At 71.9% G+C, this 24,323-nt stretch carries 18 protein-coding genes and 2 tRNA genes; 7 read left to right on the forward strand and 13 right to left on the reverse strand.

What is annotated here, in order from left to right; translation table 11 throughout:
• Positions 1–283: 283 nt before the first annotated feature.
• Positions 284–1,204: a 50S ribosomal protein L11 methyltransferase gene (locus tag MKK69_RS09845; protein WP_243967589.1), complete on the forward strand. Its 921-nt coding sequence runs from the start codon at positions 284–286 to the stop codon at positions 1,202–1,204.
• A 30-nt stretch (positions 1,205–1,234) separates the two neighbouring features.
• Complete coding sequence (locus MKK69_RS09850) at positions 1,235–1,423, forward strand: Rmf/CrpP family protein (protein WP_243967590.1); 189 nt, start codon at positions 1,235–1,237, stop codon at positions 1,421–1,423.
• A gap of 21 nt (positions 1,424–1,444) precedes the next feature.
• Here the strand turns inward: MKK69_RS09850 and MKK69_RS09855 are convergent, their stop codons facing one another.
• The gene (locus MKK69_RS09855; protein ID WP_243967592.1) at positions 1,445–2,911 is read right to left on the reverse strand and encodes a methyl-accepting chemotaxis protein; all 1,467 of its coding nucleotides are present in this window, start codon (positions 2,909–2,911) and stop codon (positions 1,445–1,447) included.
• Positions 2,908–3,231 (reverse strand): hypothetical protein, encoded by a 324-nt coding sequence (locus MKK69_RS09860; RefSeq protein ID WP_243967593.1) that lies wholly within the window; start codon positions 3,229–3,231, stop codon positions 2,908–2,910. Before MKK69_RS09860 ends, MKK69_RS09855 begins: the two co-directional genes overlap by 4 nt.
• Before the next feature lie 589 nt (positions 3,232–3,820).
• On the opposite strand from MKK69_RS09860, the gene MKK69_RS09865 reads away from it, so the two are divergent.
• Complete coding sequence (locus tag MKK69_RS09865) at positions 3,821–4,951, forward strand: serine hydrolase domain-containing protein (RefSeq protein ID WP_243967594.1); 1,131 nt, start codon at positions 3,821–3,823, stop codon at positions 4,949–4,951.
• 89 nt (positions 4,952–5,040) lie between these two features.
• Here the strand turns inward: MKK69_RS09865 and MKK69_RS09870 are convergent, their stop codons facing one another.
• From MKK69_RS09870 to MKK69_RS09885, 4 genes are all read right to left on the reverse strand, one after another.
• Complete coding sequence (locus MKK69_RS09870; protein WP_243967595.1) at positions 5,041–6,201, reverse strand: M20 family metallopeptidase; 1,161 nt, start codon at positions 6,199–6,201, stop codon at positions 5,041–5,043.
• A gap of 69 nt (positions 6,202–6,270) precedes the next feature.
• Entirely contained in the window at positions 6,271–8,097 is a 1,827-nt protein-coding gene (gene glmS / locus MKK69_RS09875) for a glutamine--fructose-6-phosphate transaminase (isomerizing) (protein WP_243967596.1), read from the reverse strand.
• 150 nt (positions 8,098–8,247) lie between these two features.
• Positions 8,248–9,624: a bifunctional UDP-N-acetylglucosamine diphosphorylase/glucosamine-1-phosphate N-acetyltransferase GlmU gene (gene glmU, locus MKK69_RS09880; RefSeq protein WP_243967597.1), complete on the reverse strand. Its 1,377-nt coding sequence runs from the start codon at positions 9,622–9,624 to the stop codon at positions 8,248–8,250.
• Positions 9,625–9,859: 235 nt separating this feature from the next.
• Positions 9,860–9,935 (reverse strand) — tRNA-Asn (locus tag MKK69_RS09885).
• 276 nt (positions 9,936–10,211) lie between these two features.
• On the opposite strand from MKK69_RS09885, the gene MKK69_RS09890 reads away from it, so the two are divergent.
• Positions 10,212–10,451 (forward strand): hypothetical protein, encoded by a 240-nt coding sequence (locus MKK69_RS09890; RefSeq protein ID WP_243967598.1) that lies wholly within the window; start codon positions 10,212–10,214, stop codon positions 10,449–10,451.
• A gap of 313 nt (positions 10,452–10,764) precedes the next feature.
• A complete protein-coding gene (locus MKK69_RS09895; RefSeq protein ID WP_243967600.1) occupies positions 10,765–12,444 on the forward strand; it encodes a methyl-accepting chemotaxis protein in 1,680 nt (559 codons plus the stop codon).
• Between the two features lie 38 nt (positions 12,445–12,482).
• Here the strand turns inward: MKK69_RS09895 and MKK69_RS09900 are convergent.
• The 3 genes from MKK69_RS09900 to rocF all read right to left on the reverse strand — a co-directional run bounded on the left by MKK69_RS09900 (position 12,483) and on the right by rocF (position 14,510).
• Positions 12,483–12,556: transfer RNA gene (locus tag MKK69_RS09900), tRNA-Cys, on the reverse strand.
• Between the two features lie 116 nt (positions 12,557–12,672).
• Positions 12,673–13,542, reverse strand: coding sequence for an urease accessory protein UreD (locus tag MKK69_RS09905; protein ID WP_243967601.1), 870 nt, complete (start codon positions 13,540–13,542; stop codon positions 12,673–12,675).
• Entirely contained in the window at positions 13,542–14,510 is a 969-nt protein-coding gene (rocF, locus tag MKK69_RS09910) for an arginase (RefSeq protein ID WP_243967602.1), read from the reverse strand. The genes MKK69_RS09905 and rocF overlap by 1 nt, the downstream gene beginning before the upstream one ends.
• Before the next feature lie 683 nt (positions 14,511–15,193).
• Between rocF and MKK69_RS09915 the strand changes: the two genes are divergently transcribed.
• Entirely contained in the window at positions 15,194–17,356 is a 2,163-nt protein-coding gene (locus MKK69_RS09915) for a methyl-accepting chemotaxis protein (protein ID WP_243967603.1), read from the forward strand.
• Positions 17,357–17,455: 99 nt separating this feature from the next.
• Here MKK69_RS09915 and MKK69_RS09920 read toward each other — a convergent pair whose 3' ends face one another.
• Both MKK69_RS09920 and MKK69_RS09925 read right to left on the reverse strand, forming a co-directional pair.
• Positions 17,456–18,865, reverse strand: a complete 1,410-nt coding sequence (locus MKK69_RS09920; RefSeq protein ID WP_243967604.1) for an ATP-binding protein — start codon at positions 18,863–18,865, stop codon at positions 17,456–17,458.
• Positions 18,862–19,617, reverse strand: a complete 756-nt coding sequence (locus tag MKK69_RS09925) for a response regulator (RefSeq protein WP_243967605.1) — start codon at positions 19,615–19,617, stop codon at positions 18,862–18,864. Before MKK69_RS09925 ends, MKK69_RS09920 begins: the two co-directional genes overlap by 4 nt.
• 205 nt (positions 19,618–19,822) lie before the next feature.
• Between MKK69_RS09925 and MKK69_RS09930 the strand changes: the two genes are divergently transcribed.
• Positions 19,823–21,688: a glycoside hydrolase family 15 protein gene (locus tag MKK69_RS09930; protein WP_243967606.1), complete on the forward strand. Its 1,866-nt coding sequence runs from the start codon at positions 19,823–19,825 to the stop codon at positions 21,686–21,688.
• Positions 21,689–21,742: 54 nt separating this feature from the next.
• On the opposite strand, the gene MKK69_RS30970 is transcribed toward MKK69_RS09930, so the two are convergent.
• Complete coding sequence (locus tag MKK69_RS30970) at positions 21,743–23,236, reverse strand: DUF2336 domain-containing protein (RefSeq protein WP_279598288.1); 1,494 nt, start codon at positions 23,234–23,236, stop codon at positions 21,743–21,745.
• Positions 23,233–24,318 (reverse strand): lytic transglycosylase domain-containing protein, encoded by a 1,086-nt coding sequence (locus MKK69_RS09940; RefSeq protein WP_243967608.1) that lies wholly within the window; start codon positions 24,316–24,318, stop codon positions 23,233–23,235. Before MKK69_RS09940 ends, MKK69_RS30970 begins: the two co-directional genes overlap by 4 nt.
• Positions 24,319–24,323: the final 5 nt, after the last annotated feature.

Genomic DNA, 24,323 nt, shown 5'->3' on the forward strand with positions numbered 1-24,323 from the left:
TCGCTGGTGCCTGTCAAAACCGGCGTGCCGCCGCGGAATGGACGGCGCGCCCGAGTTGAGGGTTCGGGCTTCGGGAAGCCGAGACTGACTAAGCACAGACTGCGGCCCCGAACACTGATCTGGCTGGCTCGAAAGACAAGTATTTCGGCTTGTGTCCAACCGGCAACAAATGGGCGCCCTGGCCCGGTCGCGCGCCCGGCTCCGGCCCCGGGGAGGATTTTTTCGCGTCGGCCGCCCCTTGCCCCCTGTGATGTCGCGCGCCCGGGCGTTACAGCCCGGCACCATGCTCGAAGGCCTTCCGCCCCACCGCCCGTCCCACGTCCTGCGCCTGCTGACCGACGAGCGCTCGGCGCGGGCGATGACCGATCTGCTGGGGGAGATGTTCGATCCCACCGAGACCGCCGTGGCGGCGTTCGAGGATGCGGACGGGTGCACGTGGCGGCTGGAGGCCTACTTCGCCGATGCGCCCGACGAGGATTACGTCCGCGCGCTGATCCGGCCCGTGATCGGCGCTGCAGCCGACACCGCGGAGTTCCGCACCATCGAACAGCAGGACTGGGTCCGGGCCTCGCTCGAGGGGCTGAAGCCGGTCCGGGCCGGGCGGTTCCTCGTCCACGGCGCGCATGACCGCGATGCGGTGCGCGCCAACGACCTGCCCATCGAGATCGAGGCGGCGTTGGCCTTCGGCACCGGTCATCACGGCACGACTCTGGGCTGCCTCCGGGCGCTGGTCGACGTGCTGAAGCGGCGGCGGCCGGCCCGCGTCCTGGATGTCGGCACGGGCACCGGGATCCTCGCCTTCGCGGCCGCCAAGGCGCTCCGGCAGCCCGTGGTGGCCGGCGACCTCGACGCGGAGGCGGTGCACACGGCGCGGGAGAATGCCCGGGCCAACGGCCTCGGCCCCTATCTCAAGCTCTATCACGGCCCCGGGGTGCGCCACCGGCTCGCGTCCCGGCCCCGCCACTTCGATCTGGTCTTCGCCAACATCCTGGCGCGGCCGCTGCGGCTCCTCGCCCCGTCGCTGACGCGGGTGGTCGCGCCCGGCGGCGTGCTGGTCCTGTCCGGGCTGATCGAGCGCGACGTTCCGGGCGTGCTCTCGGCCTACCGTCTGCAGGGTTTCGCGCTGGTGCGCCGGGGCCTGATCGAGGGCTGGGTCGCCCTCGTGTTGAGACGCGGCGGTGCGGCCGAACGGCCCCTCGGCTGAACTGCGCCCGGGCCGGCACGTTGTCCGGTCATGAGCCAGACGCCGCTCCACGACCCGTCGCCGGATCCGATCAGCGAGGGGGCCCATGCCCGGGCGCGCGGCCGTCCCAGGGACGCCTGTCCGTATCCGGCGAATTCCGAACCCCGGACCGCTTGGCTGGAGGGGTACGACGGCGTGCCGTTCGACCGCGTCCCCGACCCGCCGCACAGAGGCGGCTGAGCCGCCCCGGTCCAGGGCTGCTCAGGCCGCGCGGACCGAGGCCAGGAAGCGGCCGACCTCCTGCCCGAGGGTCTCGAACTCGGCCGACAGTTCGGAGGCGGAGGCCAGGACGCCGTTCGCGGTCGCTCCGGTCGCCTCGACGGTCACGGCGACCGCCGCGACGGTGGAGCTGACGGCGCCGGTGCCGCTCGCCGCCTCGGCGACGCTGCGGACGATCCGCTCGGCGGCGGCACCCTGGTCGCGGACGGATGCGGTGATTTGCGTGGCGAGCGCATTCATGTCGCGGATGCGGACCGTGATCGCGTTCACCGCCGTGACCGCCCGATGCGTGGAGGTCTGGATCCGCCCGACCTGCTGGCCGATATCCTCTGTGGCCTTGTCGGTCTGACTGGCCAGTTCCTTCACCTCGGCGGCGACGACCGCGAAGCCCCGGCCCGCCGTGCCGGCCCGGGCGGCCTCGATCGTGGCGTTCAAGGCCAGCAGGTTGGTCTGGGCGGCCACCGTCGAGATCAACGCCACCACGTCGCCGATCCGCTCGGCGGCCGCGCTCAGTTCCTGGACCAGGGGGACCGCGTCCGCCGCCTCGGCGGCGGTGACGTTGGCGAGCTCTGCGGATCCGCTCACCTGCCGCTCGATCTCACCCAGCGAGGCGCCGAGCTGCGCCATGGCCGCGGCCGCGGTCTCGGCCGTCTGCGCCGCGTCCCCGGCCGCAGAGGCCACCTCCGACGACCGGCGTGCGGAGTCCGAAGCCGTCGCGGACATGTCGGCGGCAGCCCTGCGCAGGCTCGTCGCCGCCGTCGAGACGTGAGCCAGAATGCCGCCGACGGTCGTCTCGAAGGTCTGGGCCAGCTGCTCGGTGGTGCTCCGCCGGGCCGCATCGAGGGAGCTATGCGCGTCCGCGTTCTCGCGCTCCAGAACGCTGGCGCGGGCAAGCTGGGCCTGCGCCTCCTTCTCGGATCGGCCGAGGGCCTCGAACGACCGGACCGTCATCCGGCAGACCCAGATCAGGATGGCGGCCTCCGTCACCACGATCGCCGCGTGCAGCGCGACGCGCCCGAGGTCGCTGGCGGCGTCCGGGAAGACCAGCGCCGGAATCGCCAGATCCAGGGCGAGATGATGGACCGCGGTGGCCAGTGTCGCCGCCAGGATCACGCGCCAGTCGCACCAGCCGACGAGCACGGCCAGGCAGGCGAAGAAGTACATGTGCAGATCGATCTGCCAGGGATGACCGGTGAAGACGGTCAGGAACACGGCCGCCATGCCGATCAGGGCGAGGCCGCTGACGATGCGCGTGGCTTGGCCGATCGGGTCGCGGCGCCACAGCAGGGTCGCGGTCCCGGCCAGGATCACCACGGCCGCGATCGGGCCCGGCGCCGGCAGCCCGCCGGTCAGGGCGACTTCGGCGCCCGCAACGATCGGCACATGCGCCCACAGGGTCGCGATGAGCGTGCGGCCGAAGCTGCGCCGGAGGGCGTCGAGATGGTTCATCGCGTGGAATGTCCGGTGTTGGTGTCGTCTCGAGGGGTGAGCGCGGCGCCCTGTCGTCCGCAGCCGTCGGCGAGGCGTCCGTCGAGGACGAGCCAAGCCCCCGCCGCGTAGAGGCGTCCGACGAAGCCGTCGCTGTCCGAGCGGGCGATCAGGATATCTGGCCGGCCGCCGACATTCACGATTGCCCCGCCCGCTTCGGCGACCAGGCGGGCGAGGTCGGCGGCGTCAGATCCCGGTCCGCGCACGAGGGCCACGACGTCCGATCGGGGGGCGGCGAGGAGCATCAGCGGTACGACGAGGGCGACGGCGCTTCCGAGCACGCCGAAAGCCGTCCGATGCCGGGCGCGCGCAGGGCCTTCCCCGGATCCTGAATCGATTGCCGCCGCCATGCTCGCCCGCCACGTCCTTCATCGTCGGGAGATCTGAATCAGCCTATCGGCTTGCGGTGACGATCCACCGACAGGACTAAACCGACAGTTTATGGCCGAAGGGATTTTTTGGGTAGATTTTTTTGGCAGAGAAATCTGATTTTTAAACTGAATAACTGTCGATGAACACGCATCGATGCGTTTATTGGTGATTTTTATTGTTATTATCGCAGTGTATAATTGTCTAATAAAACGATTTCTGCTCCGTCAATATAGGAATATGCAGCGATCTTCACGATCACTTCGAGCCTTTCAAGGCCGTGGCCGCGCCGGGGTGCGGGTCCGGCGCCGTGGCGCTGGAGCGGGGCCCGTTTCCCGCCGGCATGGCGCGGCGCGCATTCTGCTTCCCGTCTCGGCTGGGTGGCGAAGGGCTCGGTCGCCGGGGGCTTCCCGAGCGCGCCACGGCGGAGCGGGACGTCTGGAACGAGCCTGACAAGCGATGCGTCCCGCTCATCGACTCAGACCCTGTGTGAGGCAGACATTGGCATCATCGACGACACCGTCCTGGCCCGCGGATCCCTGGGAGACCGTCGATCCCGGTGAGGCCGGGTTCGATCCCGCCCGCCTCGCGGAGGCGGTGGCGTATGCCGCGGCGAACGAGAGCGCGTGGCCCCGCAGCCTGTTCTACCCGGACGGGCGCTACGTCGGGATCGTCGAGTGGAACGAGACCGGACCGTGGAGCGACATCGTCGGGCCGGTGCGCCCGCGGGGCGGTCCGGCGGGCGTGATCCTCAAGGACGGACGCCGCGTCGCCGCCTGGGGCGATACGGGCCGGCCGGACATGACCTTCTCCATCGCCAAGAGCTACCTGGCGGTGCTGGCGGGCCTCGCCCACGATGACGGGTTGATCCCCGACGTGGACGCGCCGGTGCGGGACAGCGTGCCCGACCCGTGTCTCGAGGGGCCGCATAACGGGGCGATCACGTGGCGCCACCTGCTGCAGCAATCGAGCGAGTGGCAGGGAACGTTGTTCGGCAAGTCCGATCAGGTCGACCATTTCCGGCAGATCGGTCCGGGGGCGGACAATAGCCGCAAGGGCCAGCGGCGCGCGCCGAACCCGCCGGGCACCTATTACGAGTACAACGACGTGCGGGTGAACCTGCTGTCCTATTGCCTGATGCGACGCTTCGGCCGCCCCCTGCCGGAGGTGCTGCGCGAGCGGATCCTGGATCCGATCGGCGCCTCCCGCGACTGGGCGTGGCATGGCTACGACACCAGCTGGGTCACGGTCGACGGCGCGCGGATCCAGTCGGTGCCGGGGGGCGGACATTGGGGCGGCGGCCTGTTCATCGGCGCCGACGATCATGCCCGCTTCGGTCTGCTCATCAACCGCGGCGGCGCCTGGAACGGTCGGCGGCTGCTGTCGGAGCGCTGGATCCGCGCCATGCTGACCCCGTCGCCGACCCTCGACAGCTACGGCTATCTCTGGTGGCTCAACCGGGGCGCGACCGCGAAGCCGCATTTGCCGGCCACGTCGTTCAGCGCTCTCGGCGCTGGCAATAACGTGATCTGGTGCGATCCGGACCGCGATCTCGTGGCGGTGCTGCGCTGGATCGACAAATCCGCCCTCGACGGTTTCCTGCTGCGCCTCGCGGCGGCCCTGCGCGTCTGAGCGGGTCTCGCGCGGGCGGCGACAGAGGATCGGCGAAGACCCGCGAGGGTTCGAAGGGCCGGAGCATCGCCCCGTGAGTTCAGATTCCCTCAGCCCTCCGCCAGCGCCGCGATGGTCTGCGCCATCGCCCGCGCGCGGGGGACGAGGCTCGCCACCTCCAGGTACTCCTCGGGCGAGTGGGCCTTGCCGCCCACCGGGCCGACCGCGCAGAGGGTCGGGCAGCCGACGCTGGCGGTGAATCCGGAATCGGCGCAGCCCCCGGCGAATTCGCCCGCGACGGGATGGCCCTGCCCCGCGCTCACGCCAGCGTAGGTCTCGTACAGCGCCCGGGAGGCCGCGTCCTGGACGAGTGGAAGGAACGCGCCCTTGACGGTCAGGTGCGCGGTCGTTCCCGGCACCGTGGCATCCGCCACGATGGCGGCGATCCGGTCCATCGCCGCCTCCCGGTCGGGCGGGGTGACGTAGCGCAGGTCGATCTCGCAGGTCGCCCGGGGCGCGACGGTGTTCACCGACTGGCCGCCGGAGACCAGCCCGACATTCACCGTCGTCCCCCTGTCGAGGTCGGTGATCGCGTGGAGCGCGACGGTCTTGTGGGCCAGCGCCAGGATGGCGCTCCGTCCGTCCGCGTAATTGCCGCCGGAATGGGCGGCCTTGCCCAGCACCTCCAGATGCATGAACACGCCGCCCTTGCGGCCGGTGACGACGTTGCCGGTCGGCCGCCCCGGCTCGGAATTCAGCACGGCCCGGGCGCCGCGGGCGGTCTCCTCGATGATCGGCCGGCAGGCCGGGGAACCGATCTCCTCGTCGCTGGTGAACAGGCCGGTGAGCGGCACCCGCGCACCGCCCGCCCGGTGGTAGGCCGCGAGCACGAAGGCGTTCATCACGAGGCCCGCCTTCATGTCGGCGACCCCCGGCCCGTAGGCGCGCCCCGCGGCGATCCGGAACGGCCGCTGCGCGGCCTCGCCCTTCGGGAAGACGGTGTCGCGGTGGCCCATGAGCACGACCGGACGGTTCCCGCCCCCGGAACCGGCGACCTGGGCCCGCAGCGCGTCGCCAAAACCCTCCACCGGGACCGTGGTGACCGGGATGCCGTGGCCGGCGAGGAAGTCCGCGATGCGGGCGCCGACGGCATCGACCCCGGCCTTGTCGTAGGAGCCGGAATCGATGTTCACCAGCTCCTCCAGCAGGGCCAGCATCGCGCCCTCCTGCCCGTCGAGCCAGCGGAGGGCGTCGGAGTCGGTTTCGGTCATGGGCTGCGCATACCGTTTCCTGCGGGATCGGGCCGCACGCAAGGACGGCGCCGCGCCCGGCCGGCGCGGCTACTCCACGGTGACAGACTTGGCCAGATTCCGCGGCTGGTCGACGTCTTTCCCCATGAACACCGCCGTGTGGTAGGCGAGCAGCTGGATCGGCACCGCGTACACGATCGGCGCCACGGTGGCGTCGACCGCCGGCATGGTGAAGGTCGCGAGGGTGTCGAGCCCGTGCTCGGCCGCACCCTTGGCGTCGCCGATCAGCACGATCCGCCCGCCGCGGGCGGCCACCTCCTGCATGTTCGAGACGGTCTTCTCGAACACCGCGTCGTGGGGCGCGATCACGATCACGGGAACGCTCTCGTCGATCAGGGCGATCGGCCCGTGCTTCAGCTCGCCCGCCGCGTAGCCCTCCGCGTGGATGTAGCTGATCTCCTTGAGCTTCAGCGCGCCCTCCAGCGCCATCGGGTAGCTGGTGCCCCGGCCGAGATAGAGGACGTCCCGCGCCTTCGCGATCTCCCGGGCGAGGCCCTCGATCTCCGGCTCGTGGGACAGCGCCTCGGCCATCAGGCCCGGCGCCTTGATCAGCGCGTCGACGAGGCGCCGCTCGCCGGCCGCGTCGAGGGTGCCGCGCGCCCGGCCGGCCGCGATCGCCAGGCAGAGCAGCACGGTGAGCTGGCACGAGAACGCCTTCGTGGAGGCGACGCCGATCTCCGGTCCGGCCAGGGTCGGCATCACCACGGAGGATTCCCGCGCGATGGTCGAGGTCGGGACGTTGACCACGCAGAGCGTGTGCTGGCCCTGGCTCTTCGCGTAGCGCAGGGAGGCGAGCGTGTCGGCGGTCTCGCCCGATTGCGAGATGACCAGCGTCAACCCGTCCTTCTCCAGGGGCGCCTCGCGGTAGCGGGCCTCGGAGGCGACGTCGATCTCCACCGGCAGGCGCGCCACCTGCTCGAACCAGTAGCGCGCGACGAGACCGGCATAGAAGGCGGTGCCGCAGGCCGTAATATAGACGCGGCTGAGCTTGGCGAAGTCGAAGGGCAGCGCCTCGGGCAGCATCACCCGCCCCTGCGCCAGGTCGACGTAATGGGCGAGCGTGCGGCCCACCACCTCGGGCTGCTCGTGGATCTCCTTGGCCATGAAGTGGCGGTACTCGCCCTTGTCGATCCGGTAGGCCTGCGTGGCGATTTTTTGGCGCGGGCGCTCGACGTGGGCGCCGGCCTGGTCGCGGATCTCGGCGCCGTCCCGGGTCAGGATCGCCCAGTCGCCCTCGTCGAGGTAGGTGATGGCATCCGTGAAGGGGGCCAGCGCCAGGGCGTCGGAGCCGAGATAGGTCTCGCCCTGGCCGAAGCCGACCGCGAGCGGGGCGCCGTGGCGGGCGCCGATCAGAAGGTTCTCCTCGCCGGCGAACAGGAAGCCCAGGGCGAAGGCGCCGCGCAGGCGCGGCAGGGCGGCGGCCACCGCCTCGACGGGCCCCATCTGCCGGTCCATGTTGCGGCTGACGAGCTGGGCGACGACCTCGGTGTCGGTCTCGGTCTCGAAGACGATGCCGTCGGCCTCCAGCTCCTGCTTCAGCTCGCGAAAATTCTCGATGATGCCGTTGTGCACCACCGCCAGCCGCCGGGTGGCGTGCGGATGGGCGTTGGTCTCGTTGGGGCGCCCGTGGGTGGCCCAGCGGGTGTGGCCGATGCCGATCGTGCCGGTGAGCGGTTCGCGCTCCAGCCGGTTCTCCAGGTTGACGAGCTTGCCGGATGCCCGGCGCCGCTCCAGCCGCCCGTGCTCCAGAGTGGCGATGCCGGCGGAATCGTAGCCGCGGTATTCGAGACGCCGCAGGGCCTCGATCACCTGACCCGCCACCGCGTCGCGCCCGACGATGCCGACGATGCCGCACATGGGATTGTCTCTCGCTCCGACGCCCGGGAGGCCCTGCGCGCAAGGTCCGGGCCGCTCCGCGCAGGGCGCGTCCAAGGGTGGCTTGTACCGGATCCGAGCCGCGCAGGGCCAGCCCCGGCCAGTACGGCAGGGGCCGGAGACCGCGGCGCGTCACGCCTTCTTGCGCAAAGCCTTCTCGGCCAGCAACGCGGCGCGCTTCAGCTTGGCCCAGCCGGGCTTCACCGCCTGCCGGCCGCGGGCGACCGCCATGGCGTCGGCCGGGACGTCGTCGATGATCACGGAGCCGGAGGCGACGTAGGCCCCCTCCCCCACGGTGACCGGGGCGACCAGGGCCGAGTTCGAGCCGATGAACGCGCTGGCGCCGATCGTTGTCCGGTGCTTGAGCACGCCATCGTAATTGCAGGTGATCGTGCCGGCGCCGATATTGGCCTTCGCGCCGATCTCCGCGTCCCCGAGATAGGTGAGATGCGCGGCCTTGGCGCCCGCCCCCATCCGGGTGTTCTTCAGTTCGACGAAGTTGCCGAGTTCCGCGCCGGTCTCCAGCACCGCGTGCCCGCGCAGCCGCACGAACGGGCCGATCGTCACGCTCGACGCCATCTCGGTCTCGGTGAGGTGCGCGAAGGCCCGGACCGTGCAGCCGTCGCCGACCCGCACCCCCGGCCCGAACACGACGTTGGGTTCCACGACCACGTCGCGCCCGAGGACCGTGTCGTAGCTGAGGAACACCGTCTCGGGGGCGACCAGGGTGGCCCCGCCCAGCATGGCGGCGCGGCGCAGGCGGGCCTGGATCGCCGCCTCGGCGACGCCGAGCTGCACCCGGTCGTTGACACCCTGCGCCTCCGCCTCGTCCACCGGCACGGTGGTGACCGGCAGCCCGTCCGCCACCGCGAGCGCCACGGCGTCCGGGAGGTAATACTCCCCCGCGGCATTGTCGTTGCCGATCCGGGTGAGCAGGGCCAGAGCGTGCCGCCCGGCGAGCGCCATCAGGCCGGCATTGCACAGGGTCACGGCCCGCTCGGCCGGGCTCGCATCCTTCTCCTCGCGGATCGCCAGGACGCGGCTCCCGGCGGTGAGAACGCGACCGTATCCCGCCGGCGTCGCGCTCTCGAAGGCCAGCACGGCGACGGCCGCGCCGTCGGCCAGGGGCGCGCGCAGGCGCAAAAAGGTCTCGGCGGTGATGAGCGGCGTGTCGCCGAACGCGATGACCACGTCGTCGTCCGGATCGGTCAGCACCGCCCGGGCGGCCAGCACGGCGTGGGCGGTCCCCAGCCGCTCGGCCTGCGGGAAGACCTGCGCGCCGGGGGCCGCCCTCGCGATCTCGGCGGCCACGTCGTCGCGGCCGGGCTCGGCTACGACGGCGATCCGGCCGGCGCCGGCCGCCTGTACGGCGGCGAGGACGTGGCCGAGCATGCTGCGCCCGGCGATCCGGTGCAGCACCTTCGGCAGGTCCGAGCGCATCCGCGTGCCCTTTCCGGCCGCGAGCACGATGGCGGTGAGGCTGCGCGGGGGCGTTCCGGTGGGAGTCATCGCGGATCCAGGCATCGTGAGACGACGGCACGGATGGGCCGGACCGGCGCGGCGCGCAAGCCCGGGCGATCGGCGGCGCGAGACGTCCGGCCTCATCCGGCTGGGCGAACGAATCCTGGACGATCACGAACTCGCCGCCCTCATCCGGGCGGCCACCGATCTGGCCGGTGGCCGATCGCGCACAGGACGGGAAACCCGTCACCGGCGTGGACGCCCCCAGACGATGATGATTGGATGGCTCCCCGAGCAGGACTCGAACCTGCGACAAGGCGATTAACAGTCGCCTGCTCTACCAACTGAGCTATCGGGGATCACGGCCGCGTCTCTACACACCGGCACCGCCGGACGCAAGGGCCTCGGAGGCGATCCGTGGCCGCCCGGGGGGATCCCCCCATCATGGGCCCGATGCGAAGGGTGCATGACGCGCCGGGCGAGGCCATTCGGCAACACGGCGCGGCGCCGCGCGGCCTGCCGGTTGCGCGGATGGTGCGGCGGAACGGGGCGGCCTCATCGGGTCATCGGCGCGTCATGGCGCGGTCCTACGGGACCGGCCCCGCCGGTCCGACCGGCCCGTCGCCGCCGTGACCATGCTGACCCATCGTTGCCTCGATCCCCAGGATCCCTACGCCGAACGGGAAGTCCGCGTCGTCTTCGCGTGGGCGGCCGGCGGTCCGCGGCTGATCGCGGCCCTCGACGAGGAGGCGTCCGATATCCTCCCCGATCTGATCGAGGCGCAGTGCGATGACCTGCGGCGGGAGATCGTCGCCGCGCTGCCGTTGCCGCGCGCCGATCGGACCGGCGCGTTGCTCGGGCGTGCGCAGCGCTGAACTTCGGCGCCCATCGCGGCCCGTCGCGGTGTCCGGCACGGGCCCCGGCCTCCTCGACCCGCCCGCCGGACCGAACCGCGAAGCGTCGCCATGATTGCGCGCGCATTGCCGAGGCTACGACACAGCAAAGTCGTTCCGATTTGTCCGGGTATTTGTGAGCGCGGGCCCGAAACAGGAATAACCTTCCGGCTAGATCTGCTATAAAAACCAAGTACCCTTTTTGCATATTTGCCGGCTATATTTGACTGTACGGCAATGCTTGCTGCGGTATAGCGGGTTCCTCTCAGCCCTCCTCGAAAGCGGCGCCGCCTCGATGCGCATTTCCCTCGGTTTCAAGCTCTTCACGGTCATCGGGCTGCTGGCCCTCGTCGCCATCGGCATCGCGATCTTCGCCGTGCGCCAATCCAACTGGGAACAGGAGCGTGCGGCGGCCACCGACAAGATCTGGAACGCCGGGTTGCAGGCCGGCGCGCTCGGCCAGGCGATCGAGCACGCCGTGGTGCAGGCGACGGCGCTGTTCACAGCGGAGGACGTGACGGAGGCCCGGTCGCGCCTGTCCGCGCTGCACGAGGCTCTGGCGACCGTGGAGGAGGTGCGCGTCCCGTTCCTGGCCGCGATGGAGGACCAGCTCCCCGAGGACCGGCGCCGCCGGTTCGATCTCTTCGTCAAGGAGTTCGTCGCCTATCAGAACGACACGGCCGAGCTGGGTCTCACGGTCTCGCCCAAGGCCGCCCTGATCCAGGCGACGGACGAGTCGACCGTGAAGAACAGGGAGCACATGGTCGCGGAGATCGCCGCGCTCGGACGCGAGGTGCTGAACCGCCTCAACACCCGCCGGGCCGCGGATGCCGCCGACCGGCGAACGGCGCGGATCACGCTGATCGTCGTGCCGGCCGTGTCCCTCGCCCTGGGACTGCTCACCGCGATCTGGATCATCTTCACCCAGGTCCGCCAACCGCTGAATCGGCTCAAGGGCTGCATGACCACGCTGGCGGCCAACGATCTCGGTCGCCCGATCCCGTTCACGCATCGTCGCGACGAGATCGGCGAGATGGCCGGGGCCATCGCGGCGTTCCAGAGGGCCCTGATCCAGAAGCGCGACCTCGATGGGGAGGCCCAGGTCCGGCGCGACCGCGACCGGGTCCGCGCCGAGAAGCTCGCGGTGGCGACGCACGAGTTCGAGGTCGAGACGCAGCGCGCGGTCGCCGACCTCGCCGGCTCGGCCGAGGCGATGATGTCGGCGGCCGACACGCTCTCGGGCAATGCCGGTGACATGGCGGTTCAGGCCACCGTCGTGGCGGGCGCCTCGAGCCAGACGGCGGGCATCGTCGACAGCATCGCCAGCGCCGCCGAGGAACTCTCGGCCACGGCCCGCGAGATCGAGGCGCGAGTCCGGGACACCAGCGAGATCGCGTCCTCGGCCCTGACCGACACGCGGGGTCTGGAGGAGACCGTCCGCACGCTGTCGCAAGCCGCGGAGGAGATCGGAGCGGTCGTGACCCTGATCCGCGACGTCGCCGAACAGACCAACCTCCTGGCGCTCAACGCCACGATCGAGGCGGCCCGCGCGGGCGTCGCGGGCCGCGGCTTCGCCGTGGTGGCCGCGGAGGTCAAGGCGCTCGCGGGCCAGACCGCCCTCGCCACCGACCGCATCACCGGTCAGGTCGGATCGATTCAGGGCGCCGCCGACCGGACGGTCGGTGCCATCGCGGCGATCGGCCAGACGATCGCCCGCATGAGCCTGATCGCCTCCGAGGTGGCGGAGGCGACCGATCAACAGGGCAGCGCCAGCCAGGAGATCGCGCGGGCCATCTTCAACGCCGCCGCGGATGCCCGCAAGGTGTCCGAGAGCATCTCCGGCGTCCGGGCCGCGGCCGCGTCCAACGAGGACCAGGCCGGTCAGGTCCGGGGCACCGCCGCGCGGGTCAATACCGGGACGCACAGCCTGCAGCAGGCGATCGAGACCTACATGGTGCAGGTCCACGGCGCGTAGGGCCGGCGGCCCGCGCGCGATATCGGTGAAAGGAATGTTGGAGGCCTCGCCCGGAATCGAACCGGGGTGCAAGGATTTGCAGTCCTCTGCGTAACCACTCCGCCACGAGGCCTTCTCGACGGCGCCTGTGCGCCGCGCGGAGCTTGGCGGACAGCTCCGGGTGCGCGTCTCTAGCAGAGGTCGGCGGCCGCAGGCAACGGCCGTGACGACACGGATCGCCGGAACGCTTCAGCTCTGCCAGACCCGCGGCATCGGCAGGCCGCGATAGCCGGCGAGGAACCGGGCGGCGAGACGGCGCAGGGGGCCGATTCCGCCCGCCAGGGCACGGACCACGAGGTGCCCGTTCCAGGCGCTCGCCGCCGCCTCGATCCCGGGGGCGGCGGCCTCCGCCAGGAGGACGCGCGCCTCCTCCAGGCGCGCTTCCGCACCGTCCGAGACGTCGAGCAGAGTCGCGCAGGCGCGCCCGCCGCCGCCGATCGCCGGTCGGGCCAGGAGATCGCTGATCGGACCGTCCAGCGCGATGCTGTCGGCATAGATAAGGCGACCGGCCCGGCGCACGCGCCACGCATCCGCGAACAGCCCGGCGGTGATCCGCTCGCCCCGGGCGGCACGGCCGAAGGCGACGATCTCCACGGCCAGCAGGCCCGCGCCCGCGGCGAGATCGGCTTCGAAGCGCCGCCGCACCCGGGCGCGGTCGAACAGGATCGTCTCCTGGGGCAGCCAGGCGAGCCGCGCACCCGCGCCCAGGCTCAGGCGGTTCTCGATGCGGCTCACCGGCCCGTCGGAGCGGTAGATCTTCTCGGCCGCCGTCGTGGTGAGGACGAGATCGGCCGCCGGATCGAGCTCCAGGGCCACCGAGAAGGCGTCGCCGCACGCCACGCCGCCGGCCGTGTTGACGAGGACGGCTTCGAGCGCCCCCGGCCCCCGCGGGAAGCGCAGGCGCGACGGCCCCGATTCCGCCAGGTCGATGATCCGCGTCGCCCCGCCCGTGCGGGCCGGCCCGGCGCGCAGCCGGACGCGGCCGTCGGAGCGCTGCCGCGCCGGCGGCATGGCGGCGGCCGGGTCGAGTTCCTGCGGGTCCGGGATGCGGCCGTCCATCACCCGCGTTCGGCCGCGTCGCCCGGCGTCGCTTCGGCCGGCAGCGTCGGCCGGTCGAGGATGCGTCGGCCGAACAGGCTCGCCGCCAGCTCGACCAGCACCCGGGCGCTGCGCCCGCGCTCGTCGAGGAAGGGATTGAGCTCGACGATGTCCAGCGAGCGCACGAGGCCGGAATCGTGCAGCATCTCCATGATCAGATGCGCTTCCCGGAAGGTGGCGCCCCCCGGAACCGTCGTGCCGACCCCCGGGGCGAGGGACGGGTCGAGGAAGTCGATGTCGAAACTGACGTGCAGATGGGCGCGCCGGGCGGCGACGTGTTCGAGGATCCGCCGCAGGGGGGCGACGACCCCGAACTCGTCGATGGTGCGCATGTCCGTGACCCCGACCCGCCGGGCCGCCACCAGGGCGCGCTCCCCGGCATCGATGGAGCGCAGGCCGAACAGGTGGACATCGGTCGGGGCGAGCGGCGGCGGAGCCGGCTCGGCGAACAGGCGCGGGAAGCCGGGCTCCCCGCACAGGGCCGCCAGCGGCATGCCATGGACGTTGCCGGACGGGGAGGTCTCCAGGGTGTTGAAGTCGGCGTGGGCATCCAGCCAGAGCACGAAGAGCGGCCGGCGCTCACGGGCGGCGTGGCGCATGACGCCGTCGATCGATCCGAGCGAGAGACTGTGATCGCCGCCGACGGTGAGGGGCACCGCGCCCGCAGCGAGGGCATCTTCGACCGCGCGGGACAGGGCACGCGTCCAGGCCGCCACGGCGGCGAGGCCGCGCCCCCCGACCGGACCATCGGGGACGACGTCGCCGTGGTCGGTGACCGCATGGCCGAGGTCGGACAGGGCGCGGACGAGGCCGGCGGTGCGCAGGGCTGCCGGGCCCATCAGGGCGCCGGGCTCGCTGGTTCCGACCTCGATCGGCGCGCCGATCAGCGCGATGCGGTGCCCCGCGTGGGGGCTTGTCTCGCTGGTCATCCCGTCTCCACCGGTCGCTCGGACGTCCGCGCGTCCCCGCCGCTCTAGCAGGTGGCGGGCCGCCGCCACAGGCCGACGCGGCGCCTTCGCCGATCCGCAAGCCTCTGATCGACCGACGCTCGAAGAATGATTGTGCGAGGCGGAATCCTGGGTTGGAAAGTGCCGGTTTCAGAAGGTCCGCGCCCTGCCCTCTCAAGGTGTTTGGGCTGGGTGCGGGGAGCGCGATCCATGACGGTAACGGAGCGAAAGAGCAGCGTGTTTCCCCTTCCCCTCGTGGGCTTGCGGCTTCACAGGGCGAGCCGGGGGCTCCACGGGTGCAGGACGAAGGCGCGGGTCCCCCCTCCCGGGCGGGAGAGGGACAGGGTGAGGAATGCGACCTCTCCGGATCGACCTGATCCCTCACCCCAACCCTCTCCCGCCCGGGAGAGGGGGCCTGTCGCGGCTTCCCGCGCCGATGTCTAAACATCGTAGTCCTGATACATAACATCATGTTTAGCTGAGTAATTACAACCCTTGCTCCGAGTAAAAAACGCCGGTTAATCGCATCTATAGGCATCTTTATTTGAAATTCAACAGGCTGCATTGTTTCATGGTGGCCGGCGCCCGACAATGGTGTCACAGAAAATTAGGATTATTGTGGGAAGGCAGCAGAGCTTCTCTATCTAAGACTATTCAAGGTTGCCATGACGCTTCTGTCCCGTTTGAGCGTGCGTCTCCCCGCGATGACCGTCGGCCTGGCGCTGCTCAGCGCCACCGCAATGGGCGGATTCAGCTGGTACACGGCCCGGTCCGGGCTGATGAGCGCGGCCCAGGACCGCCTGCAACTGGCCGCCGCGGCCCGCCGGGACGGCATCGAGCTGGTGGCGGATCGGATGCAGGCCGACTTCCTGGCGGTCGCGGCGCATCCGCAGATCGTGTCGAACTTTCCCGACCTGATCGAGACCCTGGATCCCGCCAAGCCCGAGGTGGCGGCCGTCATCGAGGCGTTCCGCGCGCCGCAGACGGTCGAGGCGCGGGTCGCCCTCGACGGCACCGGCCTGAGCGCGATGTACGCGCGCCGGCACGTCAAGGTGCAGGACGTGGCACGCAAGCTCGTCGCCCAGGCCGGCTACGCGGACCTCATGTTCGTGGATCAGAACGGCCGGATCGTCTACACCACAACGAAGGGCGCGGATTTCGCCAAGTCGGTCGCCGATCCGGATCTGGCGCAGACCGGTCTCGCCCGCCTCCTCAAGCGCCTCGAAACGGCCGATCCGGGCACGGTCCTGTTCGAGGATTTCGCCGCCTATCCGGTCGATGGCGTTCCGGCCGCCTTCATCGGTCGCGCCATGACCAAGCGCGCCAATGTCGCCATGGGGACCGCGCAGGCGGCGGAGCGGATCGGCACCGTCATCATGCGGGTCACCCCGGCGGTGTTCGATCAGACGCTGGCCAAACGGACCGGCCTGGGCGAGACCGGACAGGTCTTCGCGGCGGGTGGGGACGGGCTCCTGCGCAGCGATCCGCCGCTGAACCCCACGGTGAAGGCCGGAGGCGCCGTCACGCTGCTCGGGATCGCCCCCGATCGGATCAAGGCGGAGGGCAGCCTCACCTTCCCGGCCGCGGACGGACCGCACATGGCAGCGGCCTCCGCGCTCAGCGTGCTGGGGGCGCCCTGGACTGTGGTGGCGGAGCAGACCGAGGCCGAAGCGATTGCGTCGGTCCGGGCGCTCTCGCGCATCCTGATCCTGACCGGTCTGTGCATCCTGGCCGCGACGGCGGCGCTCGGCCTGCTGCTCGCGCGCTCGATCGTGGCGCCGCTGGGCGCCCTCACCCGCGCCCTGAAGGCGCTCGCCGACCGTCAGCCACTCACGGACGTGGCCGGGATCCGGCGCCGGGACGAGATCGGCGACATCGCCCGCGCCGTGGTGACGATCCGCGACATGTCCCTGGAGGATGCCGCGCAGCAGTTGCAAACGACGGAGGCCGTGCGCCTGCGCGAGGAACAGAACCGGCGCACCATGCTGCGGGACCTCGCCGACGGGTTCGAGCGCTCGGTGGGCGGGATCGCCGAGGGCCTGACGGGGGCCGTGTCGTCGCTCCAGGACGCGTCCGGCGCCATGCGGGTCGCGGTCGCCGGGACCTCCGAGCGCTCGACCAGCGTCGCCAGCGCGGCGCGGCAGACATCCGACAACGTCAACGCCGTCGCCGCCGCCGCCGCCGCCGAGGAACTCGGTGCGACCGTGCGGGAGATCGGCCGGCAGGTCGAGCAGGCGACCGGCATGTCGGCCAATGCGGTTGGCGAGGCCCGGCGGGCCGAGCAGACGATGACCGATCTCGCCGCCGCCGCGACCCGGATCGGCGACGTGGTCGGGATGGTCTCGACGATCGCCGGACAGACGAACCTGCTGGCGCTCAACGCGACGATCGAGGCGGCCAGGGCCGGCGAGGCCGGAAGGGGCTTCGCGGTGGTGGCCGCAGAGGTCAAGGAACTGGCCCCCCAGACGAGCCGCGCCACGGAGGAGATCGGCCGGCAGGTGGCGTCGATCCAGACCGTCACCGGCGACGCCGTCGGGGCGATCCAGGGCGTCGCCTCGCAGATCGAGGCCATGAATCAGGTCTCGACCGGCATCGCCGCCGCCGTGGACCAGCAGGGCGCCACGACGCAGGACATCGTCCGCAGCATGGGGCAAGCCTCCACCGGCACCGGCCTGATGACCGCCGATATCGCGGAGGTCGCCCGGGTCGCGGACGATGCCGGGGAGGCCGCCGCATCGGTGGCGCAGGCCTCGGACGCCCTGGCGGCGCGCGCGGAGCAGCTCCGCGGCGAGGTCGCGCAGTTCCTGCGCAACATCCGGGCGGCTTAGGGCACGCGCCGCCGAAGCGGACCCCGGTTCGGCGGCATCGGATCGGGGGCTCGGACCGGCTTCCGACAGGCGGCCGCCGGGTTTCGGCGGCGGGTGGCGTCAGGCCGCCTCGGCGGGAACCGGGGCGGCCTTCTGCGCCGCCTGCCCCGCGAAGATCTGGGCGGCCAGGGGCAGCTCGATCACGGCGCTGAGGCCGCCCGCGCGGCCGTTCTCCAGAATCAACCGGCCGTTATGCGCCTCGACGATGGCCTGAACGATCGACAGGCCGAGGCCGAAACCCCGCGCCTCGTTGAGGTTGCGGGCCCGGTCGCCGCGGACGAAGGGCTGCAGCATCGCCTCCCGCTCGGCCTCCGGGATCCCCGGGCCGGGGTCGAGCACGCAGATACGGACCCCGCGCTCGGAGGATTCCATGTGGACCTCCGCCCGGCCGCCGTACTTCACGGCGTTGTCCACGAGGTTCGTCACCGCCCGCTGCAATTCCTCGGGGCGCCCCTGGACGAGGACGTGGCGGCTTTTGCCGACGCGCACCGGCGCGCCGAAATCCGAGAAATCGTCGCAGACCGTCTGCACGACCGAGGCGAGATCGACCAGGGTGAAGCTGCTCGCGTCCCGGGCCTGACCGTCGCGCACGAAGGACAGGGCCGCCTCGACCAGGCCGTTCATCTGGTCCAAATCGCGCAGTGTGGCGGCCCGGGCGTGGTCGTCCTCGATGAATTCGGCGCGGAGGCGCAGCCGGGTGATCGGCGTGCGCAGGTCGTGGCTGATCGCCGCGAGCATCTGCGTGCGGTCGTCGATCAGCCGGCGCACCCGCGACCGCATCCGGTCGAGCGCCCGGGAGACGGCGAGCACCTCGCGCGGGCCCGCCTCCGGCAGGGCCACGTGATCGTCCCGGGTTCCGAAGGCCTCCGCGGCGCCGGCGAGCCGCTTCAGCGGCGCCGTGAGCGCCCGGGTCGCCCAGACGCAGAGCAGCGCCAGGGTCAGCGCCAGGAACACGACGGTGAAGATCAGGGCGCCCTGCTTCGGCGCCCGGAGCGGATCGTTCGGCAGCGTCGCCTGCAGCATCGCGCCGCCGGCCGTGACGATTCCGACATGCAGCCGTCCGTCCGCCTTCTCCGCGTCGGTGTCGCCGGCGGACAGGTCGATGATCTGCACCGGACGCCCGGCCCCGTTCCGGAGCCGGTGGATGACCGGAAGATCCGGGACCGGCTTGGCGCCGGGCGGCGCCTCCCCGTCCCAGGCCTCGACATGGATCAGCGGCAGGCTGCGGCCGCTGGCGAGCAGAGCCGGCCGGGCGGCCGGATCGACCACGTCGAGGAGCCGCGCCAGCGTCCCGAGGCGGCTGGCCGCGACCCCCGGCAGGGTGTCCGGGTTCTGGGATTCGTGCAGCAGCAGGAACGCGGCGGTCGCCACCACATGCGCCACCGCGATGCCGGCCACGACGAGCAGCGCGATCTGGCCCGCGATGGTCGCCGGTCGCATCCGGGCGCGCAGCCGCCGCAGCACGCTCATGAGCGCGTGACCTCCGGCGTGAACAGGTAGCCGCCCGAGCGGATCGTCCGGATGAATTCGGGGTTGCGGGTATCGCGCTCGATCTTCTGGCGGATGCGCGAGATCAGCACGTCGATGCTGCGCTCGAACGGGCCGGCGGCGCGGCCCTGGGTCAGATCCAGGAGCTGGTCGCGCGACAGGACCCGTCCGGGCCGCAGGCAGAGGGCGTGGAGGAGGTCGAACTCCGCCCCGGTGATGGCGATGCGCGCGCCCTCGGGCGACAGCACCTGCCGCAGGGAGACGTCGAGGGTCCAGCCGGAGAAATGCAGGCGGCGGCGCTCGTCGGTGTCGGGCGCCTCGGCGGCGACCCGGCGCAGGATCGCGCGGATGCGGGCGAGCAGCTCCCGCGGGTTGAACGGCTTGGCCAGGTAATCGTCGGCGCCGAGTTCCAACCCGAGGATCCGGTCGACATCCTCGGACTTCGCCGTCAGGATCAGAATCGGGATCTGCGACGAATCCCGCAGGCGCCGGCACAGGCTGAGCCCATCCTCCCCCGGGAGCATCAGGTCCAGGACGATCAGATCGATGCGCGATTCCGCCAGCGCATGGTCCATGTCGGTCCCGTCGCCCGCGAGCGTCACGCGGCAATCGTTGCCGCGCAGATAGCGCGCGATCAGGGTCGAGATCTCCCGATCGTCCTCTACGACGAGGATGTGGGGTGTCGACGGTGTCGTCGTCGCGACGGAGTCTGTGTGCGATTCAGCCTGCATCATCGGGCCATCATGCCCCGAACCGACGATTATTCGAAGGTGTCTGGCGAAACCAATTTGTAAGCGCGTGTTTCCCGCGGATCTGCTCCGGGATCTGGCCGCCCTGCGGCGAATCGTCGAGCCGGACTCCCCGCCCGGCGCGGCCTGGCTACCTCACGGATCAGCGTTCGCCCGGTGTGACGGGTGAGGCCGCCATCCGGAACCCCCCGTGTCAAAGCCCATCAGCGACTACGCCCTCATCGGCGACACCCATTCCTGCGCGCTGATCGCCCGCGACGGTTCGATCGACTGGCTGTGCTGGCCGCGCCACGATTCGCCGGCCCTGTTCGTGAAGCTCCTCGACGACGAGACAGGCGGCGCCTGCAGCGTCGCGTTCGACGGGCTCACCGGGACGGCGCGCCGCTACCTGCCCGAAACCAACATCCTCGAGACGAGCTTCACCACCAGGACCGGGCAGGCGCGCCTCGTCGACGTGATGCCGGTGAACCCCCCGAGCCCGGAACCGGACGAGGGCCCGGACGGCGAGGGTGAGAGCCGGCTGATCCGGCTGCTCACCTGCGTGACCGGGACGGTGACCGGGGCATTCCGGGTGCGCCCGACCTTCGACTACGCGCGCCGCCCGTGCACGCCCATCGTCGAGGGCCCCTCCGTGCTGTTCGAGGCCGGCGATTGCCGGCTGCGGGTCAACGCGCATCCGCGGCCGACGCTGATCGGGGACGAGGCCGAGATCCGGTTCCAGCTATCCGAGGGCGAGACCGCCTACCTGGTCCTCACCCACGGGGAGGACCGGGAGGACGCCGCCATCGACGATCACGCCGGCGCCCAGCGCCGCCTCGATCTGACCGAGGATTACTGGCGCCGCTGGAGCGCCCGCAGCACCTATCGCGGCGCCTATCGCGACGCGGTGATGCGCTCGGCGCTGTGCCTGAAGCTGCTGACCTACTCGCCCTCCGGCGGCATCGTGGCGGCGGCGACCGCGGGGCTGCCGGAGGCCGTGCCGGGGGACCGCAACTACGATTACCGGTTCACCTGGATGCGCGACGCCGCGTTCACCGTCACGGCCTTCGTGATGCTCGGCTACGTGCGCGAGGCCTCCGAGTTCCTGCGCTTCCTGCGGGAGCGCGACGGCACCTATGGGCGTGAGACGCGGCTGATGTACGGCGTCGCCGACGACATCCCGCCGGAGGAGGAACTCGACCACCTCGCCGGCTGGAACGGCGTGCGGCCGGTGGTGATCGGCAACCTCGCCGAGGACCAGGATCAGCACGACATCTACGGCGAGCTGCTGCGGGCGCTCTGCGTCTTCCTGGAGGCCGTGGATTACGATCCGCCGGAGAAGGTCAACGACCGCCTGCCGGAGGTGCTCGACAACCTCACCGCCCGCGCGATCCGCCACCGGCACGACGCGGACAACGGCATCTGGGAGCTGCGCACGGGGCCGCGCCAGCAGCTCCATTCCAAGGCGATGATCTGGGTGGCGCTCACGGACGCGGCCCGGATCGCCCGCAACATTTCGGGAGTCCCCGAGGCGAAGATCCGGGAATGGGAGCGCGTCGCCGCCGAGGTCCGGGCGGAGTATCTCGACCGGGGCTGGAACGCCGAGAAGCGGGCCTATGTCGGCGCCTACGAGTCGCACCATCTCGACGCCGCGGTCCTGCGTGTCGCCCTGTTCGGGGCCCTGGATCCGAAGGATCCGCGGATGCGCGCGACGCTGGCCGCCGTGGAGCGGGAACTCGGCGTCGGCGACCTGATCTACCGCTACCGCATGGATGACGGGCTGACGGGCGACGAGGGCACGTTCACGGCCTGCGCGTTCTGGCGGGTCGGCTGCCTCGCCCTCGACGGCCGGACCGCCGAGGCCAAGGCGGTCTTCGAGCGGCTGATCGCCCGGGGCAACGATGTCGGGCTGTTTGCCGAGGAGATCGACCCGGTCACCGGGGAGCAGCGCGGAAACACCCCGCAGGGCTTCTCCCACATGGCGCTGATCAACGCCGCCCTGCGCCTGGAGGACAGCATCGACCGCTACGGCTTCGCGGACGCGGCGGACGGCGTGGCACACAGGGCGGCCGAGTAGCGGCTCGACAGCGGGTCGCGGGCACCGGCGGCGGGGCCGCCGGCGGCGGTCCGATCAGGCGGCGACCCGGACAACCTTGTCCGGCTCGCGTCCATCCGCCGGGGAGGCATCGAGGCCGCGGCTGATGCGGAACTGATCCAGCAGGCTGTCGCCCAGGCTATCCAGAACCACCTCCGTCGCGGCCTGAGTCGCCGGGTCCACCGCCGGCTCCTCGGTCCGGTACCAGGCCAGGATCTGCTCCGGCAGCGCGTCCAGGATCGCCCCGACGGGGTTGTGCGGTTCGGCATTCGCGACGGCACCGGTCTCGGCGGCCTCGGCCGGCGGTGCGAAGGCGGTCCGGCTCTGGCTCGCCAAGGCGGCGCGCCAGGCGGCGTCCGCCACCTGGGCGTTGCGGCGCGCGGTCTCGCGCGCCGCCGCCTCGGCCGCGATCGCCCGGGCGGCCTCCCGGGCCTCGTCGCGGGCGGCCTCGGCCTCGTAGCGGTTGAGGAGAACGAGGACCGGCTGCATGTCCGCGCCCGGCAGGCTGTCGCAGGCGCCGATGGCGCATTCGATGATCCGCCGGGACAGGCCGGCCCCGCGGACGGGCGTCCCCCGGCGGGCCACGTCCTGCCAGGCCGCGAGGGCGGCCTGCATCGCCGGCAGCAGCGCGTCCGGGAGGCCGGCCCGCTGGTGCAGGTCGGCGAAGCTCCGGGGATCGCGCAGGGCCCGGGCGACGCCGGCATGGTCCTGGCCGGACAGGTCGGCCAGGGCCGCGAGGGTGAAGTCGGTCCGCCCGGACAGCACGGCGCGGAGGATCAGGCCGGCGGTGAGCTGGTGGGTCGTGCGCAGATGCGCGACGAGCCGGGCGACGCCGGCCGCCCCGGAACCCGCGCAGGCGTCGAGGGCCACGCGCTCGCCGGCCTCCCGGCGCAGCCGGTCGCAGCGCTCGCCGCCGAGCCAGCCCCGGTGGGTGACGAAGCCGGACAGGGCCTGCGCCACCGCGAGGCCGATCGCGTGGCGCACCTCCGGAGGCAGGTCGGCCCGGGCCAGCAGCGCTTCGCGGAGCGGCGCCTCCGCACCGCTGCGCTCGATCATGCGCAGCATGCGGCCCGCGGTGATCTTCGCCGTCGGGTTGCGGGCGAGCGCCACCAGCGTGTCGAGCGCGCCGATCTCGGCCAGCGCCCCCGAGACCGCGTGCGACAGGTGATGGCGGGCGGCGATGACCGCACGCGTCGTCTCGTCGCCGAGCGCGGCCGCGTCCACGAGGTCGGCGTCGGTCAGCACCGGCGAGCGTGCCAGCACCAGCCGGGCGACCTCGGGCACGTCGCAGGACAGCGCGACCACCAGGGGGCGGGGCGTGCGCGCGGAGGACGCGCAGGCCTCGGCCAGGGCCCGGCGGACCAGCGGCGACGGGTCGTCCAGGAGGCTGAGCAGCGCGGTCTTGGCCTCCCAGGCCTGGTCCGCGGCGAGATTGCCGTAGAGATAGGCCCGCGTCAGGACCGCGGTGGCCTCGGCGCGCTGGCTGGCGGAGGCGTTCTGCGTCCAGGCTAGGAACTCGCGGATGATCATGGACCGCTCCGGGGTGCGAACAGGCTGTTCCTGGCGCCGGTCGCGGGACGCGCCGCGGCGAGTTCCGCCGGGCGCTGCGGCGGCAGCGGCGGGTTGACGAGGGCGCTGCCGGGCGGCGTCGCCGCGGGTGCGGCGAGCGCGCCCGTCGTGACCGGCTCCGGAACGGAGGCGGCCGGCGGGGGCTCCGACGCGGAGCGCGGGAAGTAGGTCGGCGCGGCATGGCCGGCCGGCTGCGCCGCATTGCGCTCCTGCCAGAGCCGCGCCGCGGCATCCGTGACGGCCCCGCGCTGATCGGTCTGGAACAGGCTGCGCAGGTCGCTGGTGCCGCCGAAGCCCGTCGCGACGCTCGCATAGGCCGAGACCGCCTGCGGCGCCGCGGCGCCGTCCTGGCGCAGGGCGGTGAGATCGGTGGCCGCGGCCCCCTGCGCGGCCGCCGCGAGGCTGGCGTAGAGTTCGGCGGCGCTCCGCGGCCGGCCCGTGCGGTCGTAGAACAGCGCGCGGTTGGCGGCGGCCGCCTCGGGCAGGTCGAGGGCGGCGGCGCGGGCGGGAAAGGCGCGCGCGGTCGAGATCAGGGCGGCGGCGCCCTTGGCGCCGAGGACATGCGCTGCGTAGAGGTCGCCCGGGGTCGGCTCCCGGCCGAGCGCCCCGGACAACGCCTCGGCGTTCTGCTGGGTCAGGGCACCGGCGAGCGTCGCCGAGACTTTTGGATCGCGGCGCAGGTCGAGGATCGCCTGCTTCTGTCCCGCATCGGCCACCGCGTAGGTGCCGTCCGCCTGCCGGGTGATGGCGTCGGCCTGCACCTGAAGGCCGAGCTTCGGCCCGGCATTCTTCATGACGCCGAGCCAGGTTTGCTCAATGAACTGGAACAGCCCGGTTGCCGAGGAGGTGCCGGCCTTGGCGGCGGGGTCGAGGGCGGATTCCCGCCGGGCCGTGGCGAGCAGGTAGTCGAAGCCGACCCCGCTCGCCATCGCCCCGTCGCGGATCGCCTGGACCACCGGCGCGGTGGCGGCCGTCCCCGGCATCGCCCGCGCCTGGGGCGGCGGGCTCTCCGGAGGGCTGGACGGCGTGGTGAACAGGAACATCCGGG

The organism is Methylobacterium sp. J-026 (assembly GCF_022829585.1).
Classification (GTDB): domain Bacteria; phylum Pseudomonadota; class Alphaproteobacteria; order Rhizobiales; family Beijerinckiaceae; genus Methylobacterium.

Coding starts and splice junctions, on each gene's coding strand:
- MKK69_RS09925 (WP_243967605.1), bottom strand. CDS start 19,617: ATGATGCAGGCTGAATCGCACACAGACTCCGTCGCGACGACGACACCG.
- MKK69_RS30970 (WP_279598288.1), bottom strand. CDS start 23,236: ATGATCATCCGCGAGTTCCTAGCCTGGACGCAGAACGCCTCCGCCAGC.
- MKK69_RS09870 (WP_243967595.1), bottom strand. CDS start 6,201: ATGACCGAAACCGACTCCGACGCCCTCCGCTGGCTCGACGGGCAGGAG.
- MKK69_RS09895 (WP_243967600.1), top strand. CDS start 10,765: ATGCGCATTTCCCTCGGTTTCAAGCTCTTCACGGTCATCGGGCTGCTG.
- MKK69_RS09845 (WP_243967589.1), top strand. CDS start 284: ATGCTCGAAGGCCTTCCGCCCCACCGCCCGTCCCACGTCCTGCGCCTG.
- MKK69_RS09940 (WP_243967608.1), bottom strand. CDS start 24,318: ATGTTCCTGTTCACCACGCCGTCCAGCCCTCCGGAGAGCCCGCCGCCC.
- MKK69_RS09905 (WP_243967601.1), bottom strand. CDS start 13,542: ATGGACGGCCGCATCCCGGACCCGCAGGAACTCGACCCGGCCGCCGCC.
- MKK69_RS09855 (WP_243967592.1), bottom strand. CDS start 2,911: ATGAACCATCTCGACGCCCTCCGGCGCAGCTTCGGCCGCACGCTCATC.
- rocF (WP_243967602.1), bottom strand. CDS start 14,510: ATGACCAGCGAGACAAGCCCCCACGCGGGGCACCGCATCGCGCTGATC.
- MKK69_RS09915 (WP_243967603.1), top strand. CDS start 15,194: ATGACGCTTCTGTCCCGTTTGAGCGTGCGTCTCCCCGCGATGACCGTC.
- glmU (WP_243967597.1), bottom strand. CDS start 9,624: ATGACTCCCACCGGAACGCCCCCGCGCAGCCTCACCGCCATCGTGCTC.
- glmS (WP_243967596.1), bottom strand. CDS start 8,097: ATGTGCGGCATCGTCGGCATCGTCGGGCGCGACGCGGTGGCGGGTCAG.
- MKK69_RS09920 (WP_243967604.1), bottom strand. CDS start 18,865: ATGAGCGTGCTGCGGCGGCTGCGCGCCCGGATGCGACCGGCGACCATC.
- MKK69_RS09850 (WP_243967590.1), top strand. CDS start 1,235: ATGAGCCAGACGCCGCTCCACGACCCGTCGCCGGATCCGATCAGCGAG.
- MKK69_RS09890 (WP_243967598.1), top strand. CDS start 10,212: ATGCTGACCCATCGTTGCCTCGATCCCCAGGATCCCTACGCCGAACGG.